General features: G+C 70.3%; 17 protein-coding genes. 9 read left to right on the top strand and 8 right to left on the bottom strand.

All coding sequences use genetic code 11. The features are described 5' to 3' along the window. Positions 1 to 75: 75 nt before the first annotated feature. Positions 76 to 1,206 (bottom strand): DNA polymerase III subunit beta, encoded by a 1,131-nt coding sequence (dnaN, locus tag LG632_RS01670; RefSeq protein WP_226724498.1) that lies wholly within the window; start codon positions 1,204 to 1,206, stop codon positions 76 to 78. 918 nt (positions 1,207 to 2,124) lie between these two features. Further along, on the bottom strand, positions 2,125 to 3,912 hold the full coding sequence (gene dnaA / locus LG632_RS01665) for a chromosomal replication initiator protein DnaA (RefSeq protein ID WP_226724497.1): 1,788 nt from the start codon (positions 3,910 to 3,912) through the stop codon (positions 2,125 to 2,127). Between the two features lie 357 nt (positions 3,913 to 4,269). Between dnaA and rpmH the strand changes: the two genes are divergently transcribed. From rpmH to LG632_RS01620, 9 genes are all read left to right on the top strand, one after another. After that, positions 4,270 to 4,407 (top strand): 50S ribosomal protein L34, encoded by a 138-nt coding sequence (gene rpmH, locus LG632_RS01660; protein WP_125638610.1) that lies wholly within the window; start codon positions 4,270 to 4,272, stop codon positions 4,405 to 4,407. A gap of 21 nt (positions 4,408 to 4,428) precedes the next feature. Then, positions 4,429 to 4,803, top strand: coding sequence for a ribonuclease P protein component (gene rnpA, locus LG632_RS01655; protein WP_226724496.1), 375 nt, complete (start codon positions 4,429 to 4,431; stop codon positions 4,801 to 4,803). Next, positions 4,800 to 5,081, top strand: a complete 282-nt coding sequence (gene yidD, locus LG632_RS01650; RefSeq protein ID WP_219664616.1) for a membrane protein insertion efficiency factor YidD — start codon at positions 4,800 to 4,802, stop codon at positions 5,079 to 5,081. Before rnpA ends, yidD begins: the two co-directional genes overlap by 4 nt. A gap of 3 nt (positions 5,082 to 5,084) precedes the next feature. Next, positions 5,085 to 6,191 (top strand): membrane protein insertase YidC, encoded by a 1,107-nt coding sequence (gene yidC, locus LG632_RS01645; RefSeq protein WP_226724495.1) that lies wholly within the window; start codon positions 5,085 to 5,087, stop codon positions 6,189 to 6,191. A 16-nt stretch (positions 6,192 to 6,207) separates the two neighbouring features. Next, complete coding sequence (locus tag LG632_RS01640) at positions 6,208 to 6,720, top strand: Jag family protein (protein ID WP_226724494.1); 513 nt, start codon at positions 6,208 to 6,210, stop codon at positions 6,718 to 6,720. A gap of 108 nt (positions 6,721 to 6,828) precedes the next feature. Beyond that, entirely contained in the window at positions 6,829 to 7,548 is a 720-nt protein-coding gene (gene rsmG / locus LG632_RS01635; protein WP_226724493.1) for a 16S rRNA (guanine(527)-N(7))-methyltransferase RsmG, read from the top strand. A gap of 230 nt (positions 7,549 to 7,778) precedes the next feature. Beyond that, entirely contained in the window at positions 7,779 to 8,867 is a 1,089-nt protein-coding gene (locus tag LG632_RS01630) for a ParA family protein (protein WP_226724492.1), read from the top strand. Then, positions 8,864 to 9,955 carry a ParB/RepB/Spo0J family partition protein gene (locus LG632_RS01625; protein WP_226724491.1) on the top strand — a complete coding sequence of 364 codons (1,092 nt, stop codon included), beginning with the start codon at positions 8,864 to 8,866 and terminating at the stop codon, positions 9,953 to 9,955. Before LG632_RS01630 ends, LG632_RS01625 begins: the two co-directional genes overlap by 4 nt. 78 nt (positions 9,956 to 10,033) lie before the next feature. Next, positions 10,034 to 10,651: a GNAT family N-acetyltransferase gene (locus tag LG632_RS01620; protein ID WP_226724490.1), complete on the top strand. Its 618-nt coding sequence runs from the start codon at positions 10,034 to 10,036 to the stop codon at positions 10,649 to 10,651. A 62-nt stretch (positions 10,652 to 10,713) separates the two neighbouring features. Here LG632_RS01620 and trxA read toward each other — a convergent pair whose 3' ends face one another. The 6 genes from trxA to murJ all read right to left on the bottom strand — a co-directional run bounded on the left by trxA (position 10,714) and on the right by murJ (position 17,964). Next, positions 10,714 to 11,052, bottom strand: coding sequence for a thioredoxin (trxA, locus tag LG632_RS01615; RefSeq protein ID WP_308107756.1), 339 nt, complete (start codon positions 11,050 to 11,052; stop codon positions 10,714 to 10,716). A gap of 65 nt (positions 11,053 to 11,117) precedes the next feature. Then, positions 11,118 to 12,077 (bottom strand): thioredoxin-disulfide reductase, encoded by a 960-nt coding sequence (gene trxB / locus LG632_RS01610; protein ID WP_226724489.1) that lies wholly within the window; start codon positions 12,075 to 12,077, stop codon positions 11,118 to 11,120. Positions 12,078 to 12,227: 150 nt separating this feature from the next. Continuing rightward, positions 12,228 to 13,157 carry an RsmA family anti-sigma factor gene (locus tag LG632_RS01605; protein ID WP_226724488.1) on the bottom strand — a complete coding sequence of 310 codons (930 nt, stop codon included), beginning with the start codon at positions 13,155 to 13,157 and terminating at the stop codon, positions 12,228 to 12,230. Beyond that, entirely contained in the window at positions 13,154 to 13,843 is a 690-nt protein-coding gene (sigM, locus tag LG632_RS01600) for an RNA polymerase sigma factor SigM (RefSeq protein WP_226724487.1), read from the bottom strand. Before sigM ends, LG632_RS01605 begins: the two co-directional genes overlap by 4 nt. A gap of 104 nt (positions 13,844 to 13,947) precedes the next feature. Next, complete coding sequence (locus LG632_RS01595) at positions 13,948 to 15,663, bottom strand: protein kinase family protein (protein WP_226724486.1); 1,716 nt, start codon at positions 15,661 to 15,663, stop codon at positions 13,948 to 13,950. Positions 15,664 to 15,780: 117 nt separating this feature from the next. After that, a complete protein-coding gene (murJ, locus tag LG632_RS01590) occupies positions 15,781 to 17,964 on the bottom strand; it encodes a murein biosynthesis integral membrane protein MurJ (protein ID WP_226724485.1) in 2,184 nt (727 codons plus the stop codon). Between the last annotated feature and the right edge of the window lie 35 nt (positions 17,965 to 17,999).

Below are 17,999 nucleotides of genomic sequence, written 5' to 3'. Positions count from 1 at the left end.
CGGGCACCGCCGCGAAGCCTTCAGGCCCGGCCCCGCGGACTGCGAGACCGGGCCTGACCTGCGATGACGGCAGGATCAGCCGGAGAGGCGGACCGGCATGATGAGGTACTTGTAGGCCTCGTCCGCCTCGGCGTCCACGGCCGGGCGGCCGCTGAGCAGCGCCGGCTTGGTGGACGTCGTGAACGACAGCTGCGCGGCCGGCGAGTCGATCGCGCTCAGGCCGTCCAGCAGGAAGGTCGGGTTGAAGGCGATCGAGATGTCGTCGCCCTCCAGCTTGGCGTCGACGCGCTCCACAGCCTGTGCATCGTCGGAGGAACCGGCCTCCAGGATCAGCACGCCCTGCTCGAAGCTCAGGCGGACCGGGGTGTTGCGCTCGGCGACCAGGGCCACACGCTTGACGGCCTCGACGAACGGGGCGGTCTCGATCACGGCGACGGAGTTGAACTCGGTCGGGAACAGCGTGCGGTACTTGGGCAGGTCGCCCTCGAGCAGGCGGGTCGTGGTGCGGCGGCCGGCGCCCTCGAAGCCGATCAGGCCCTCACCGGCGCCGGAGCCCGACAGCGCCAGGGTGACCGTGTCACCGCTGGTCAGGGACTTGGCGGTGTCCAGCAGCGTCTTGGCGGGCACCAGGGCGACGGCGGAGGCGTCCGGGTTCTCCGGCTTCCACAGGAACTCGCGGACCGCGAAGCGGTAGCGGTCGGTGGAGGCCAGCGTGACCCGGTCGCCCTCGATCTCGATGCGCACACCGGTCAGCACCGGCAGCGTGTCGTCGCGGCCGGCGGCGATGGCGACCTGGGCGGCAGCGGCGGCGAAGACCTCGCCGGAGACGGTGCCGGTGGCGGTGGGCATCTGGGGCAGCGCCGGGTACTCCTCCACCGGCAGGGTGTGGAGGGTGAAGCGGGAGGAGCCGCAGACCACGGTCGCCCGTACACCGTCTGTGGAAATCTCCACCGGTCGGTTCGGCAGGGCGCGGCAGATGTCGGCGAGCAGCCGGCCGGAGACCAGGACGGTGCCGTCCTCCTCCACGTCCGCCTCGACCGAGACGCGGGCGGAGACCTCGTAGTCGAAGCCGGAGAGGCTGAGCGTGCCGTCCTCCGCCTTCAGGAGGAGGCCCGCGAGAACGGGCACCGGCGGCCGGGCCGGGAGGCTACGGGCCGCCCACGCCACCGCCTCCGCGAGTACATCGCGCTCTACCCGGATCTTCACCGGTACCGCCTCCTGCTGTTGCTGGCCTTCGTCGTCGGCTCGATGCCGGAGACCAGTCTGACGTACGGCACCGACACCGCGTGCGGCTGGCGGTCAAGTCGTGAGCGAGGTGCCGGGGAGGCCCTCCGACGGACTTGTGCACAGGCCCTGCTTGAAAACGGAAACCGGCCTAACTGTCCATGGGGGTAGTAGTAGGGCCTGTGGATACCGTGGATAACCCCGTTTTCGCAGGTCACCGGCCACATTTTGTCCACTGCCCCTGTGGGCGGCGCCGGTGGACAACCGGGGTGTGCTGTGGAGAACAGAAAGTTCTGCACAGGCTGTCCCCAGGACACCCGGATTGCTCCACAGGTGTGTCCCCAGTTTTCCCCCAGTGCTCCACAGCCCAAACGTTCACATCCGTGTGACGCCTTTCACTCCGAGCGGTGAGGAGACGGGTGACGTTGCCGAACAGTGGACAAGGCTGTGGAGTGAGGGCCTCATCCTGTGCACAGGGACCCGAAACCTGTGGGCGAGCGGTGGACAGAGCCCGTGGACAGACCTGTGGACAAAAGATCGTCCACAGCCTGTGGATCATCGTCGCGCACAAATCCACAGCCAGCTGACCTGCGAGGATGATCCATCAACAGGAGTCCCTGTGGACAGTTTGTGGGTGGCCGCGGCAGTCCCCACCCTGTGGACGGAAGAAAGTCGCCCAATCTGTGGATGAGTTGGCTCCGCGGGGGCGTATTCGAACAGGTCAGGGGCGTGCGACCGGCTTCGCGCGCCCCGCCGCCCGGCCCACGCCCCCTGCGAAACGTCCGATTCGTCGCCCGGCGGGGACGACGAAGGGCGCCCCCGGAGTCCGGGGAGCGCCCTTGCGGTGCCCTTGGAGTGCCGTGCGGGTCCCGCCCGGGAGGAGCGTCCCCGGGCCGGCCGTCAGCCGTTCTTGATGCGGTTGGTCAGCTCGGTGACCTGGTTGTAGATGGAGCGCCGCTCGGCCATCAGCGCGCGGATCTTGCGGTCCGCGTGCATCACGGTGGTGTGGTCGCGGCCGCCGAACTGCGCGCCGATCTTGGGCAGCGAGAGGTCCGTGAGCTCCCGGCACAGGTACATCGCGATCTGGCGCGCGGTGACCAGCACCCGGCTGCGCGAGGAGCCGCACAGGTCGTCCACGGTCAGACCGAAGTAGTCCGCCGTCGCCGCCATGATGTCCGTCGCCGTGATCTCGGGAGCGGTGTCCTCACCGCCCGGGATCAGGTTCTTCAGGACGTCCTCGGTCAGCCCGAGGTCCACCGGCTGCCGGTTGAGGCTGGCGAACGCGGTGACCCGGATCAGGGCGCCCTCCAGCTCGCGGATGTTGCGCGAGATCCGCGAGGCGATGAACTCCAGCACCTCCGGCGGGGCGTTCAGCTGCTCCTGCACCGCCTTCTTGCGCAGGATCGCGATCCGGGTCTCCAGCTCGGGCGGCTGGACGTCCGTGATCAGACCCCACTCGAAGCGGTTGCGCAGCCGGTCCTCCAGGGTGACCAGCTGCTTGGGCGGCCGGTCCGACGACAGCACGATCTGCTTGTTCGCGTTGTGGAGCGTGTTGAAGGTGTGGAAGAACTCCTCCTGCGTCGACTCCTTGCTCGCGAGGAACTGGATGTCGTCGACGAGCAGGATGTCCATCTCGCGGTAGCGCTTGCGGAAGGCGTCGCCCTTGCCGTCGCGGATCGAGTTGATGAACTCGTTGGTGAACTCCTCCGAGCTCACGTACCGCACCCGGGTGCCCGGGTACAGGCTCCGCGCGTAGTGCCCGATCGCGTGCAGCAGGTGGGTCTTGCCCAGACCGGACTCGCCGTAGATGAACAGCGGGTTGTAGGCCTTGGCCGGCGCCTCGGCCACCGCCACCGCCGCGGCGTGCGCGAAGCGGTTGGAGGCACCGATGACGAAGGTGTCGAACAGGTACTTCGGGTTCAGCCGCGCGGTCGGCTCCAGCGGGCCCGACGAGGAGCCGCCCGCGGGCGCGCCGGGCGGGGCGGAGCGGCCCGGCGCGGGCAGCGGAGCGGAGTCGTAGGCCGGCTGCTGGTCGTAGGAGGGCTGCTCGTACGAGGGCTTCGGGTCGTACGGGGACGGCTCGTACGCCTTGGGCTCGTAGCCGTTCTGCGCTTCGTACGACGGCTCGTACCCGCCGGGCCCGTCCTGCTGGAGGTAGCCCGGCTGCGGCGTCGCGTAGGGGTCCCGCTCGGGGAAGCCGAGCCGCTGCTGCTGCCAGCCGTAGTCGTCGCTCTGGCCGCCGCGGGGCCAGGCGCCGGGCTCCGGGCGCGGCTGCTGGTAGTCCGGGTAGGCCGGGCGGGCCGTGGGCATCATGTCGTCGCCGGGGCCGGTGTGGCCGCCCGGACGCTGGCCGCCGTAGGGCTCGTAGCCGTCGCGGGAGGCGCCGGTCGGCGGGGCCGGCGGCGCGGGCTCGCCGGCGGAGTCGTCCACGGTGATGGCGATCCGGATGGGGCGGCCGCACTCACGGCTGAGGGTGTCGCTGATCAGCGGCGCGAGCCGGCCCTCCAGGACCCGCTTGCCCCACTCGTTGGGGACGGCGAGCAGGGCGGTGTCCGCCACCAGCGCCAGGGGCTGGCAGCGCTCGACCCACTGCTTGTCCTTGGGTTCGATGCCTTGCTGACCCTCCCCGAGGAGCTTCTCCAGCACTCGTGGCCACACTGCGGCAAGATCGGCAGGTACGTCAGCCACAGAGCACGCTCTCTCACAGGGGTCCCACGAAGGTGTGGTTCTTATGGGACGGTCGGGACAAAAAATCCGGGGTCAGGCAACGGTAGTCAGCGCGACGGGTACGGTTCAAGTCGTTGTCCACAGCCTGTGCACAGCGGACCCCCGTGACCACTCGGTTTGACCGGATGGCGTAGTCCCGCGTACCGTAACCAGGTCGAGTTGTCGATGGCTGCTGCCGCCTGCCTACCGATGGGCGAAGATCACTCAAATGTGATCGTTTAGCGGTGTCCACTCGGGCGACCTCGCGAGTTCCTCGTGGGCGCACGGTGACAGCCAGGCGATGTCACGCCACTAACGATTCATTTCTGGAGCCCCCGAGTGAGCAAGCGCACCTTCCAGCCGAACAACCGTCGTCGCGCCAAGACCCACGGCTTCCGTCTGCGTATGCGTACCCGCGCCGGCCGCGCCATCCTGGCTGCTCGCCGTGGCAAGGGTCGCGCCCGCCTGTCCGCCTGATCCGAACAGGATCATGACGTCGTGCTGTCTCCCGATCATCGGCTGAGGCGGCGCGAGGACTTCGCGACTGCGGTACGCCGAGGCCGCCGGGCTGGTCGCCCGCTCCTCGTCGTCCACCTACGCACCAGCGGTGCAACGGACCCGCACGGGCCGGGGGAGGAAGCTCCCCCGACGCGTGCGGGTTTCGTCGTCAGCAAGGCGGTAGGAAGCGCTGTCGTCCGCAACCGGGTCAAGCGCAGACTCCGCCACCTGGTCCGCGATCGGCTGAGCCGGCTCCCCGCCGGTAGCCTGGTGGTGGTACGGGCGCTGCCCGGTGCGGGTGACGCCGGCCATGAGGATCTGGCCCGGGACCTGGATGCCGCCCTGGAGCGGCTGCTGGGAGGCGTGGGTCGATGAAGTACCCGCTGCTCGCTTTGATCAAGCTGTACCAGTGGACGATCAGTCCGCTGCTCGGGCCGGTGTGCCGGTACTACCCCTCGTGCTCGCACTACGGGTACACGGCCATCGACCGGCATGGTGCGGTGAAGGGAACGGTCCTGACCGCCTGGCGGATCCTGCGGTGCAACCCGTGGTCGCCCGGCGGTGTGGACCATGTCCCACCTCGTAAACGCCCGCGTTGGCACGAGCAGCTGCGCAGTGCGTTGCGTCGACCTCGCAATGCTCAAGGAGCCTGATTAGTGGACACGATTGCCAGTCTGTTCAGCTTTATCACCACACCCGTCTCGTGGGTCATCGTCCAGTTCCACACGCTGTACGGGGCGATCTTCGGGGCGGACAGTGGGTGGGCCTGGGGCCTGTCCATCGTGTCCCTGGTGATCCTGATCCGGATCTGCCTGATCCCGCTCTTCGTGAAGCAGATCAAGGCGACGCGTGGCATGCAGGCGCTCCAGCCGAAGATGAAGGCGATCCAGGAGCGCTACAAGAACGACAAGCAGCGTCAGTCCGAAGAGATGATGAAGCTGTACAAGGAGACGGGTACCAACCCGCTCTCCTCGTGCCTTCCCATCCTGGCGCAGTCGCCGTTCTTCTTCGCGCTCTACCACGTGCTGGCGAGCATCGCCAACGGTAAGACCGTCGGCGTCATCGACGAGTCTCTGCTGGCCAGTGCGCGGCAGGCCCACATCTTCGGGGCTCCCCTCGCGGCCAAGTTCATGGACAGCCCGGAGAAGGTCGCGTCCCTGGACGCCTCCCTCACGGACGTCCGGATCGTCACCGCGGTCATGATCGTCCTGATGTCGCTGTCGCAGTTCTACACGCAGCGCCAGCTGATGCAGAAGAACGTCGACCTCACGGTCAAGACGCCGTTCATGCAGCAGCAGAAGATGCTCATGTACATCTTCCCGGTGATCTTCGCCGTGATGGGCATCAACTTCCCCGTCGGTGTCCTCGTCTACTGGCTGACCACGAACGTCTGGACCATGGGCCAGCAGATGTACGTGATCAACCAGAACCCGACGCCGGGCAGCAAGGCGCAGGACCAGTACCTGACCCGACTGCTCAAGCACATCACCTCGCACGGCGAGGTCCGCGGCCGGGGCAAGAAGAAGGTCGTCGCCGCGATCGTCGCCAAGGGCCCGGACCGCAACGACAACGAGCGCAAGTTCATCTCCGCGCTCACCAAGCAGGGCCTGGCCGCGCAGGCGGACGGCTCCGTGATCAAGAGTGCTGTGGCCACGGCGGACGCGGATGCGGCGAGCGGTGGCAGCGCCGCCAAGCGGCAGCAGCCGAAGAGGCAGAGCAAGTCGCAGCGCCAGACGCCCACCAAGCCCTCGTCCAAGAAGTAAGTAAGGAGTCCATCCCGTGACGGAAGGCACCACCTCCGCCGCCGCTGAGGGTGGCGACACCCTGACCCGCCTGGAGCAGGAGGGTGAGATCGCGGCCGACTACCTCGAGGGGCTGCTGGACATCGCCGACCTGGACGGCGACATCGACATGGACGTCGAGGCCGACCGTGCCTCCGTGTCGATCATCAGCGACTCCTCGGCACGTGAGCTGCAGAAGCTCGTGGGCCGGGACGGCGAGGTTCTCGAAGCCCTGCAGGAGCTGACGCGGCTCGCCGTGCACCGGGAGACCGGTGACCGTAGCCGGCTGATGCTCGACATCGCCGGGTACCGGGCGAAGAAGCGCGAGGAGCTCGCGGCGATCGGCGCGCAGGCGGCGGCCGACGTCAAGGCGTCGGGCGAGCCGGTGAAGCTGGCCCCGATGACGCCGTTCGAGCGCAAGGTCGTCCACGACGCCGTGGCGGCCGCCGGTCTGCGCAGTGAATCGGAAGGCGAGGAGCCGCAGCGCTTCGTCGTTGTGCTCCCGGCCTGACCGGCAAGCAGAAGTGTGGTCGGCCCCGTCTGTCTCGCAGGCGGGGCCGAAGTTTGTCAGCCTGACATCAACAGCTAGGTCTTACAGCGGTACGGAAGGACGGTCCCCGTGACGGAGGCAGCAGCGGAGCTTCCCTCGGCCCCCGAGGAAGCACGCGCGGTATTCGGTGAGCACTTCCCGGAAGCTGTCCGGTACGCCGAGCTGCTGGCGGACGCGGGAGTCAAGCGCGGCCTGATCGGCCCGCGCGAGGTGCCCCGGCTGTGGGAGCGGCACCTGCTGAACTGCGCCGTGCTCTCCGAGGCGGTGCCGGAGGGCGTCACGGTCTGCGACGTCGGCTCGGGCGCCGGGCTGCCCGGTATCCCGCTGGCGCTGGTCCGTCCGGACCTGAAGATCACCCTGTTGGAGCCGCTGCTGCGGCGGACCACCTTCCTCCAGGAAGCCGTGGAGCTGCTCGGGCTCGACCATGTGACCGTGGTGCGTGGCCGCGCCGAGGAGATGCTCGGCAAGCTTCCGCCCGTGCATGTCGTCACCGCCCGCGCGGTGGCTCCGCTGGACCGGCTGGCCGGCTGGGGCGTTCCCCTGCTGCGCCCGTACGGCGAGATGCTGGCGCTCAAGGGCGACACGGCCGAGGAGGAGCTCGCCCAGGCCAAGACCGCGCTGACCAAGCTCGGTGTGGTGAAGACCTCGGTGCTCCACGTCGGTGAGGGTGTGGTCGACCCGCTGTCCACGCTGGTGCGGGTCGAGGTCGGGGAGAGCCCCGGCGGGGTGAGGTTTGCGGCCAAGCGGGCCAAGGCGGCTCGCGCGGGACGCGTACGTCGGCGTCGTTGATCCGATACGCCCGTTATAGGTATGGATTTCGGAGTGTCGTAGCGGGCTGAACTGCCCGCGCGTGCATCGTGTTTCACGTGAAACGTCGCTCTCTGCTGCACGGAATCATCAGCCGCGGTCGTGCGGCTACGCCCCTGCGTCAGCGCAAGGACGCGGGGGTGACGGAGTTGTCCACAGCGGTGGATTCATCCACAGGAGTTCGGGCCCCGCTGGTTCACGACCCCGAAGGCATGGCAGGCTCTGTTCATCGCGAGCCAGCTGTCGAGGAGAGTGAATCCGTGCGGTCCGACGCCAACCTTGCGGGGCCCCTGGCCGATCCGGTCCCCGGTCCCCGCTCCGAGTCGGTGGTCGGCGATGTTTCACGTGAAACATCGCCTGCTCCGGCCGACAACGACACCCCCATCGGCCGGGCCGCCCAGTTGGCCGTGGAAGCGCTGGGCCGGGCCGGCGAAGGCCTGCCCCGCCCGGCCCAGACCCGGGTCATGGTGGTGGCCAACCAGAAGGGCGGCGTCGGTAAGACGACGACGACCGTGAACCTGGCCGCCTCGCTGGCCCTGCACGGTGCCCGGGTCCTGGTCATCGACCTCGACCCGCAGGGCAATGCCTCCACGGCGCTGGGCATCGACCACCACGCCGAGGTGCCCTCGATCTACGACGTCCTCGTCGACAGCCGTCCGCTGCTGGAGGTCGTCCAGCCGGTGCCCGACGTCGAAGGGCTCTTCTGCGCCCCCGCCACGATCGACCTGGCGGGCGCCGAGATCGAGCTGGTCTCGCTGGTGGCCCGGGAGAGCCGGCTCCAGCGCGCGATCCAGTCGTACGAGCAGCCCCTCGACTACATCCTCATCGACTGCCCGCCGTCGCTGGGTCTGCTGACGGTCAACGCGCTCGTGGCGGGCGCGGAGGTGCTGATCCCGATCCAGTGCGAGTACTACGCCCTGGAGGGCCTGGGCCAGCTCCTGCGGAACGTCGACCTGGTGCGGGCCCACCTCAACCCGTCCTTGCATGTGTCGACGATTCTGCTCACCATGTACGACGGCCGGACCCGGCTGGCCTCGCAGGTGGCCGAGGAGGTCCGCAGCCACTTCGGCGACGAGGTCCTGCGGACGAGCATCCCGCGTTCGGTGCGCATCTCCGAGGCGCCCAGCTACGGGCAGACGGTGCTCACCTATGACCCGGGTTCCAGCGGCTCGCTCTCCTACCTGGAGGCGGCGCGGGAGATCGCGCTGCGCGGAGTCGGTATCCAGTACGACGCCCGGAACGCCCATAGGGGCGGCGCGGGCATGAACAGCACGCAGAACATGGCGGAGGGGATCCAGTGAGTGAGCGACGTAGGGGTCTGGGGCGGGGGCTCGGCGCGCTGATTCCGGCCGCTCCGCAGGAGAGGACGCCGGCAGCGGCGGGCGCGGGGTCCACCTCCCCGTCGGCCGTACCGGTGCTGACGTCGGACCGGGGCATCGCGGCGGCCAAGCTGACCTCGCCCGCCCCGGTGGGAGCGCCTCAGGTGCCGGTCGACGACGTGGCCCGTGAGACGGCGCACGCCGCGGCCGCGACCGAGGTGCAGGCGGTGGCCGGCGCGGTGTTCGCCGAGCTGCCCCTGGACGCGATCACCCCCAACCCGCGCCAGCCGCGGGAGGTGTTCGACGAGGACGCCTTGGCCGAGCTGATCACCTCCATCCAGGAGGTGGGCCTGCTCCAGCCGGTGGTGGTGCGGCAGTCGGGCCCGGACCGCTACGAGCTCATCATGGGTGAGCGCCGCTGGCGGGCATGCCGTGAGGCGGGCCTGGAGCGCATTCCCGCCATCATCCGGGCGACGGACGACGAGAAGCTGCTCCTGGACGCGCTCCTGGAGAACCTCCACCGGGCTCAGTTGAACCCGTTGGAGGAGGCGGCCGCGTACGACCAGCTGCTCCAGGACTTCAACTGCACGCACGACGAGCTGGCCGACCGCATCGGGCGCTCCCGCCCCCAGGTGACCAACACGCTGCGGCTGCTGAAGCTGTCGGCGCCGGTCCAGCGGCGGGTGGCCGCGGGTGTGCTGTCGGCCGGGCATGCGCGGGCCCTGCTGTCCGTGGACGACTCGGCGGAGCAGGACCGGCTGGCGCACCGGATCGTGGCCGAGGGCCTGTCGGTGCGGGCGGTCGAAGAGATCGTCAAGCTGATGGAGTCCGAGCCGACCGGTCCGGCCCGGGCCAAGGGGCCGCGTGCGGGAGCCCGGGTCTCGCCGGCGCTGTCGGAGCTCGCCTCCCGGCTGTCGGACCGGTTCGAGACGCGGGTGAAGGTCGATCTGGGCCAGAAGAAGGGCAAGATCACCGTCGAGTTCGCCTCGATGGAGGACCTGGAGCGGATCCTGACCACGCTGGCGCCGGGCGAGGGCCGGGTGCTGGAGCAGGGGACCGCTCAGGGCTGAGTCGGGCCGTCGTCCTGGGGCGGGTCGTGCCGGTGGTCAACCGGTGCGGCCCGCCCTTTGCCCTTATACGATGCGCTCATGGGTCGTCGGCTGGTACCGCTCACGCTGGACAACCTCCAGGACCTGCCCAGTCGTTGCCGGTCCTGCGTCTTCTGGGAGCTGGACCCGGTCAGCGGTGAGGCGGCCGTCAAGGCGGGCACCGGTGAGATGGAGAAGGAGTCCTGGATCTCCGCCGTGCTCCTGGAGTGGGGCTCGTGCGGCCGGGTGGTCTATGTCGACGACATCCCCGTGGGCTTCGTGCTGTACGCGCCGCCGGCCTATGTGGCGCGCTCCATGTCCTTCCCGACCAGCCCCGTGTCCCCGGACGCCGTGCAGCTGATCACGGCGATGATCGTGCCGGGCTACCAGGGGCAGGGCTTGGGTCGGGTGATGGTGCAGACGGTCGCGAAGGATCTGCTGCGGCGCGGGTTCAAGGCCATCGAGGCCTTCGGCGAGGCGCGTTGGGAGGGGCCGCACTGCCTGCTGCCGGCGGAGCATCTGCTGGCGGTGGGCTTCAAGACCGTGCGCCCGCACCCGGTGCATCCACGGCTGCGACTGGAGCTGCGCTCGACGCTGTCATGGAAGGAAGACGTGGAGCTGGCCCTGGACCGGCTGCTGGGAGCCGCCCGCAAGGAGCCGGCGCTCCGGCCGCTCTGAGAAACAGGCGGGGCCGCCCCCTCGAAAGGGGCGGCCCCGCCTCATGTTCAGCTGCCGTCGGCTCAGGCCTTGGCCTGGATGAACGGGTCGAGGTCGCGCAGGATGGCGGCCTTCGGCTTGGCACCGACGAGGGTCTTGACCACGTCGCCGCCCTGGTACACGTTCAGGGTCGGGATGGACATGACGCCGTACCGGGCGGCCGTCTCCGGGTTCTGGTCGATGTTGAGCTTGACGATTTCGATCTGGTCGCCGTGCTCAGCCGCGATGGCCTCCAGGGACGGAGCGATCTGGCGGCACGGGCCGCACCACTCCGCCCAGAAGTCGACGAGGACGGGCTTGTCGCTCTTGAGGACGACCTCGTCGAAGTCTGCGTCGGTGACGTTCTTCAGGGTGCCGGCCACAGCGGCCTCCTTCTTCTTACTGCGGGGTGTGTGGGGAGCCGTCCGGACAGGGTCCGGGCGGAAGGTCAGACAGTCGCCGCGGCGTGCTCGGCGTCGGTGAGGGCGGCGAGGAAGCGCTCGGCGTCGAGGGCTGCGGAGCAGCCGGTGCCCGCCGCCGTGATGGCCTGACGGTACGTGTGGTCGACGACGTCGCCCGCGCCGAACACGCCGGTCAGGTTGGTACGGGTGGAGGGCGCCTCCACCTTGAGGTAACCCTCGGCGTCGAGCTCCAGCTGGCCCTTGAAGAGCTCCGTGCGCGGGTCGTGGCCGACGGCGATGAACAGGCCGGTCACGGGCAGCTCGGAGGTCTCGCCGGTCTTGGTGTTGCGCAGGGTGAGGCCGGTGAGCTTCTGCTCGCCGTGGATCTCGGCGACCTCGCTGTCCCAGGCGAACTTGATCTTCGGGTCGGCGAAGGCGCGGTCCTGCATGGCCTTGGAGGCGCGCAGGCTGTCACGGCGGTGGACGATGGTGACGGACTTGGCGAAGCGCGAGAGGAAAGTGGCCTCCTCCATCGCGGTGTCACCGCCGCCGACGACGGCGATGTCCTGGTCCTTGAAGAAGAAGCCGTCGCAGGTGGCGCACCAGGAGACACCGCGGCCGGAGAGCGCGTCCTCGTTGGGCAGGCCCAGCTTGCGGTGCTGGGAGCCGGTGGTGACGATGACGGCCTTCGCGCGGTGCACCGTGCCGGCGGTGTCGGTGACCGTCTTGATCTCGCCGGTCAGGTCGACGGAGACGACGTCGTCCGGGACCAGCTCGGCACCGAAGCGCTCGGCCTGGGCGCGCATGTTGTCCATGAGGTCCGGGCCCATGATGCCGTCACGGAAGCCGGGGAAGTTCTCGACCTCGGTGGTGTTCATCAGCGCGCCGCCGGCGGTCACGGCACCTTCGAAGACCAGGGGCTTGAGCGAAGCGCGTGCGGTGTACAGGGCGGCCGTGTACCCGGCCGGCCCGGAGCCGATGATGATCACGTTACGGACGTCGCTCACGGGTTTCTTCCTCGTCTCTACAGGCGTACCTGCTACCTACCGGGGGGCCGGTGCGGACTCTCACCCCACCCAACGGATCCTACGGCGCGGGCATTCCCCCGCTGTCCGTGTGGCGGGCCGAACACGTTCCCGACATGCCGGCCGCCCCGTTCAACGGCGGGGATAGGTAGCGGTGAGCAGCACCTTTCCGGGGGCAGCCGCGGGTGTCGTCCCACAGCTGCTGTCGACGAGGTAGGCGTCCACCTGGGCAGGGTCCGAAGGATGCGGAAGCACGACGAGCAGGACGTTGACGCCCTTGTACGTACCCGGCTCCGTGGCCAGTGCCGCCTCGGTGCGTCCGGTGCCGGCCCGGACACAGGCGGGCACCGCCGGTGCCTCGCGCTCGGCGGGGGCCAGTCCGGGCTGGGACTCGGCGGAGCTGAGTGAACGATTGCGCTCGGGGCCGCCCACGAGCTCCTGGACCTTGGCCTGCAGGCCGCCCTCGGAGAAGGAGGAGGCGTCCTGCTGCGGCTGGAGGGCGGAGACCGTGCTGTTCTGGGAAGCACCCTGCTGCTGCTCGACCCAGGGCAGCTGGATCAGGACGGCGCCGAGGCCCAGAGCGGCGGCGGTCACCAGGCCGGCGAGTACGGCTCGGCGCCGGGTACGGCCCGGTCCGGTGCCGGCCCGGGCCCGCCCGGCGGGCCGGGTCGGCGCAGGCGTTGTTTCACGTGAAACGGGAGGAGCTGTTTCACGTGAAACATGACGGGCGGGCTCGGCGGCCGCGGTCGTGGGGCGGCGGTCGCCGGCGCCCTCGTCCTCCTCGTCCACCGGCGCGGTGGCCGACAGCAGGGCTTCGGCGGCCAGAGCGGCGTCGATCCGGCCGGCGATGTCCGCCGGGATCCGGGGCGGCCCGGGCAGGGTGCCGAGCAGCGACCGGATCTCCTCCAGCGAGGTGCGGACGTCGGCGCACAGGAGGCAGTCACCCAGGTGGCGGCGTACTTCCGCGGTCCGGGCCGGGGAGAGCAGCCCCTCGGCGAGGTCGGAGATTTCCGAGACGTCCGGGTGCCGGATCGCACCGGGCGCGCCCTGTGTGGGGCTCACGTTCGTCCACCTCCGCCCTTCAGCACATCTGGATCCCTGGATTCTGCCGCTGGTGGGACGGGCGTCCCTTGCGACCGGTTCCTTCCCCGCTCGACCGCGGTGTTATCCCCGCTGTCGGCGCGCAGATGAGTGAGCATCGGCAGGAGCCGGGCCCGGCCCCGAGCACACCGGCTCTTGACCGTCCCGGTCGGGACCCCGAGCACCTGTGCGGCCTCGGCCACCGGGTAGCCCTGCATGTCGACCAGGACGAGAGCGGCCCGCTGCTCGGCGGGAAGGGTGCTCAGAGCAGCCAGGAGCTGCCGGTGGAGGTCATGCCGCTCGGCGGGGGCCTCGGCCGACTCATGGGGCTCCAGGAGCCGCTCCAGGCGGTCGGTGTCGTCCAAGGGGGACGTTCTGCGGGAGGCGGCCTTGCGGGCGCGGTCGAGGCAGGCGTTGACGGTGATCCGGTGCAGCCAGGTGGTGACGGCCGACTCGCCGCGGAAGGTGTGCGCGGCCCGGTAGGCGGAGACCAGGGCGTCCTGGAGCGCGTCCGCGGCTTCCTCACGGTCGCCCAGGGTCCGCAGGGCCACGGCCCACAGCCGGTCGCGGTGGCGCCGTACGAGTTCACCGAAGGCATCGGGGTCACCGGCGATGTGCCGGGTCAGCAGGTCCCGGTCGCTGACCTCGCCGGTCGTCGCGTCGTCCATCGCACCTCCCCTCCGGGAGGGAGCGTACGGGTCCGGGGGGACGAAAACGAGGGTCCGCCGCACCGATGGCGCGGCGGACCCGTGACGTCGTCCGTCCGGAGGGATCAGTCGGCGCGGCCGAAGACCTTGATCTCGTTGATGCCGCCGCGGTATCCGCCCGAACTGCTGGGCAGCTGGGTGATGTGGATCAGCAGGTAGCGGGTCTTGACCGGGGTGTCGAGCTTGGCGTTGATCTTCTTGAACGAGCCCAGCTTGACGATCTCCTGGGAGAAGTCGCTCGCCACGTGCGGCGAGGAGGCGTCCGGGGCGGCGGCGAGGACCTCGACCGTGTGCTTGCCGTTGTACAGGTCCACATTGAGCTCGGTCACGTCCTGGGGCGCGCCGAGGTCCACGATGACGCCACTGCCGTCGTCGTAGTCGTCCAGGTTGCCGAAGTTGGCGTGACCCCGGAACTCCAAGGTGATCCATGCCGAGCTGGGATCGCCGTCGACGGCCTTGCGCGCGTCAGCGGGTTTGATCGGGTCCCGGCCGAAGACGGAGGCGTCGCGGATGACGAGCGGCTTGCTCGGCTTGTCCTTGGGGGCGTCGTTGCCCGAGTTCTGCTGGGTGGGACCACTGTTGCCGCTGTCGCCGTTGACCCGGTCCAGCAGGGTGCCGGCGAGCTGCCAGCTGCCCAGGCCCAGGGCGGCGATGAGCAGGGCCGCCACGCCCCACTTCAGGACCCGGCCGGTACGGCTCTGCAGCGGGGACGGCGGCGGGACGGGGTGCGGCAGGACCGTGGTCATGCCGGGATGCACCGCCGGCCGACCGTAGCTGCCCTGCTGGTAGGTGGTCTGCTGGTACTCGGGCGGGGCCGTGAACGCGGGCTCCGGAGGCCGGATCCGGGGCATCGCGGCGACTGCCTTGGCCAGCTCCTCGGGCGTGGTGCAGGGCGGCTCCTGCCGGGAGGCGGTGGCCCCGTCGTTGGCGAGGGCGCGCATGGCGAGCTCGCCGAGGCCCCGGTGGACGCCCGCCCGGACCTGGTCCGGTGGCAGCAGGCCGACACCCTTGGGCAAGCCGGTGAGGCCGTAGGCGTCGGTCTCGTACGGCCAGCGCTGGGTGAGAGCGGCGTACAGCAGGGCGCCGATCGCCTCGGTGTCGGTGCGCTGCGGGGTGTCGCTGGTGATGCCGCGCAGCGCGGCGTTCACGGCCAGACCGCGGATCCGGTACTGGCCGGTGGAGGTGCGCAGTATGGCGCTGGGGGTGAGCCGCAGATGGGCCAGGCCCTCGCGGTGGGCGGCGGTCATGGCCTGGGAGACCTGGCTGACCAGCTGGTAGGCCTCGTGGGGCTCCAGTGGTCCGGAGGCGAGGACGGCGGTCAGCTCGCTGGCGTCGGGCAGCCATTCGTGGACGACGTAGACGAGGTCGTTCTCCTCGACGGCGTCGAGGACCTGGACGAACCGGGGGTCGCCGAGCAGGGCGGCCGAGCGGGCCGCGGCGAGGACCCCGCGGGCACGGGGGTGGTCGGCGGGCAGCAGGTGGACGCCCACGGCCCGGCGCAGCTTCTCGTCCATCGCACGCCAGCTGCTGAATCCGTCCAGACGGGTGACGCACTCTTCGAGTCGGTAGCGTCTGGCGAGTTTGTGGCCGCTGTGGAGTTCGGGAGCGGCGGTGGTGGCCGCCGGGGTCCGCTCGCGGTCCGGTTCGGGCATGGGTTCGTCCGGGGCTCGTCCGTCCTGGGTGTCCACCCCGTCGGCCGTGGCCTTGGCCGCTTGCGCGGCCGGCGACTTCTCGCCGCTGTTGTCGGCCACGTCGACGGCAGCCGTGCTACGTTCCGCCACCGTCGTTCCTGCCTCCCCATCCGTTGCACGCTGTCGGCCAGTCTGCGAAGCCAAGCCAATTGTGCCCACAGTCCACCGCTATGCACGACACGCGAAAGGTGGCGATGGTTGTGCGCATCAGCGCCCCAGACGTCCTCGCACCATCCCCACCATGGCGTTGAGTTCCTCGATCCGCATGCGCTTGGCGGCGGCGAGGAAGACGGCGGCGAGGAGGACGGTGCCGGCGGCGAGAGAAGCGGCGGAACCGAGTACTCCGCTGCCCAGCAGCCGGGTGACGCCGTAGGCGGCGGCGCCGGCCGCGAGGGCGGCCGGGACACAGGCCCCGGCGAGGCGGGCGTAGGTGCGGATCACACGGGAGCCGTCGAGGTCGCCGCCCAGCCGGGTGCGCAGCCGGCGCCAGGCGACACCGACGCCGACGGCGTAGCCGAGACCGTAGGCGGCGGCCATGCCGACGACGGCCCAGCGCGACGGCAGGACGAAGAAGGCCAGCGCGGAGACGGCGGCGTTCACCCCGGCGACGATGACGGTGTTGTAGAAGGGGGTGCGGGTGTCCTCGTAGGCGTAGAAGCCGCGCAGGACGACGTACTGGACGGAGTACGGGATCAGGCCGAGGCCGAAGGCCATCAGCACGTAACCGATGTTCTGGGCACCGGCGCCGGAGCCCGCGTACAGCAGGGTGGCCATCGGCACGCCGAGGGCGAGGAACGCGAAGGCGCAGGGCACGATCGCGACCGCCGAGGTACGCAGGCCGTAGGAGATGTCGTCGCGGACGGCGGCGGCGTCGCCGTCGTGCGCGGAGCGGGAGATCCGCGGCAGAACGGCCGTCATGACCGAGACGGTGATGATCGCCTGCGGCATCTGCCACAGCAGCAGCGCGTAGTTGTAGGCGGTGATACCGGTGCCGGGGTGGCCCTGCTTCTCCGCGAGGGAGCCGGCCCAGGTGGCGAGCTGGGTGACGACGACCAGGCCGACCTGGTTGGCGAGCACGAAGAAGAACGTCCACTTGGCCAGGCGGGCGGCCTTGCCGAGGCCGTGGCCCCGCCAGTCGAAGCGCAGCCGCGGCCGGAAGCCGGCGTCGCGCAGGTACGGCAGCATCGCCAGGGCCTGGACGGTCAGGCCGAGCAGCGTGCCCAGGCCCAGCAGGCGGACGCCCTCGGGGGTGACGGTCGCGCTGCTCACGCCGGAACTGGTGAAGCCGCCGAAGGCCCAGATGAAGGCGCCGAAGGTGGCGATGACGACGATGTTGTTCAGGACCGGGGTCCACATCATCGCGCCGAACCGGCCGCGGGCGTTGAGGATCTGGCCGAGCACCACGTGCACGCCCATGAAGAACATGGTCGGCAGGCAGTAGCGGGCGAACGCGGTCGCGACCTCCATCTGGTGGGGGTCGGAGGCCATCTTCGGCGACATCATCGTGATGAACAGCGGCGCCGCGATCACACAGACGGTGGTGACGCCGGCCATCAGGACCACCACGAGGGTCAGCAGCCGGTTGGCGTAGGCCTCTCCCCCGTCGTCGTCGTTCTTCATCGCGCGGACCAGCTGCGGGATGAAGACCGCGTTCAGGGCGCCGCCGCCGACCAGCACGTAGATCATCGTGGGCAGGGTGTTGGCGACCTGGTAGGTGTCGTTGAAGGTGCCGACGCCGATGGCCGCGGCGATCACCAAGGTGCGCAGGAAGCCGGTGATCCGGGAGACGATCGTGCCCGCCGCCATGAGCGCGCTGGACTTCAGCAGGCTCGCCGCCTTGCCGGCCGGCTTGGCGGGCGCCGGGGCGGCGACGGGCGCCTCCTCGGCGACCGGGCCGGCGGCCCGGGGCGCGGCCTGCTGGTCCTTGTAGAGGTGGGCGAAGGCATCCGGCTCCGGCTCGTCCTCGGCCGCGTCGGTGACCAGGGAGTCCACCCCCACGAACCGGGTGGTCGCCGGGCGGTCCCCGTAGGGCAGGTGCCGGGAGGGGCCGTCGGGCTCGGGCGGCGGGGTCTGCGCCCAGACCTTGGGGTCGGGGGCGTAGGCCGGGGCCGGCGGGGCCGCGTAGAGCGGGCCGGGCTCCTGGTAGGTGCCGGGCGGCGGCGGGGGGTGGGAGGCCCGGTCGTAGAGGGCTTCGGTCACCGGGTCCTGGGCGGAGAGGTCCTGAGCCCGGTAGGGGTCGCGGTCGTAGGCGTCCTGGACGTACGGGTCCCGGTCCGGCGAGGGCGCCGGTGCGGGCACCTGTCCGGGGCCCGGGCCGTCCGGGGCCGTGCCCGGGGAGGGCGCGGGCACGCCAGCGCCCTGCGCACGGTCACCGTCGTACGGCGCGTTCATCGAAACCCCACCTCATCGTCCCCAGGCCGACCGGC

Origin of the sequence: Streptomyces antimicrobicus, from assembly GCF_020532625.1 — a bacterium.
In the GTDB taxonomy this organism is placed as follows: domain Bacteria; phylum Actinomycetota; class Actinomycetes; order Streptomycetales; family Streptomycetaceae; genus Streptomyces; species Streptomyces antimicrobicus.
This window is presented reverse-complemented; position numbering and strand designations above follow the sequence as displayed.

Excerpts from the sequence above, each read along its gene's own strand:
- yidD (WP_219664616.1), top strand. The coding sequence starts at position 4,800 with ATGAAGTACCCGCTGCTCGCTTTGATCAAGCTGTACCAGTGGACGATC.
- LG632_RS01630 (WP_226724492.1), top strand. The coding sequence starts at position 7,779 with ATGGCAGGCTCTGTTCATCGCGAGCCAGCTGTCGAGGAGAGTGAATCC.
- LG632_RS01620 (WP_226724490.1), top strand. The coding sequence starts at position 10,034 with ATGGGTCGTCGGCTGGTACCGCTCACGCTGGACAACCTCCAGGACCTG.
- sigM (WP_226724487.1), bottom strand. The coding sequence starts at position 13,843 with ATGGACGACGCGACGACCGGCGAGGTCAGCGACCGGGACCTGCTGACC.
- murJ (WP_226724485.1), bottom strand. The coding sequence starts at position 17,964 with ATGAACGCGCCGTACGACGGTGACCGTGCGCAGGGCGCTGGCGTGCCC.